This is a genomic window from Enterobacter sp. 342 (assembly GCF_036663495.1).
In the GTDB taxonomy this organism is placed as follows: domain Bacteria; phylum Pseudomonadota; class Gammaproteobacteria; order Enterobacterales; family Enterobacteriaceae; genus Enterobacter.
Genome location: NZ_JAWUEI010000141.1, coordinates 1 through 428 on the forward strand (window position 1 = coordinate 1; position 428 = coordinate 428).

1 protein-coding gene is annotated in these 428 nt (G+C 51.2%); it reads left to right on the forward strand.

What is annotated here, in order from left to right:
* Positions 1–428: EF-Tu/IF-2/RF-3 family GTPase (locus tag V6E55_RS25670; RefSeq protein ID WP_316944136.1), on the forward strand; the 428-nt coding region annotated here is incomplete at both ends.

Sequence of the window (428 nt, forward strand, 5' to 3'; positions counted from 1 at the left end):
CCAATCGTTCGTGGTTCTGCTCTGAAAGCGCTGGAAGGCGACGCAGAGTGGGAAGCGAAAATCATCGAACTGGCTGGCTTCCTGGATTCTTACATCCCAGAACCAGAGCGTGCGATTGACAAGCCATTCCTGCTGCCAATCGAAGACGTATTCTCCATCTCCGGTCGTGGTACCGTTGTTACCGGTCGTGTAGAGCGCGGTATCATCAAAGTTGGTGAAGAAGTTGAAATCGTTGGTATCAAAGAGACTGCGAAGTCTACCTGTACTGGCGTTGAAATGTTCCGCAAACTGCTGGACGAAGGCCGTGCTGGTGAGAACGTTGGTGTTCTGCTGCGTGGTATCAAACGTGAAGAAATCGAACGTGGTCAGGTTCTGGCGAAGCCAGGCTCAATCAAGCCACACACCAAGTTCGAATCTGAAGTGTACAT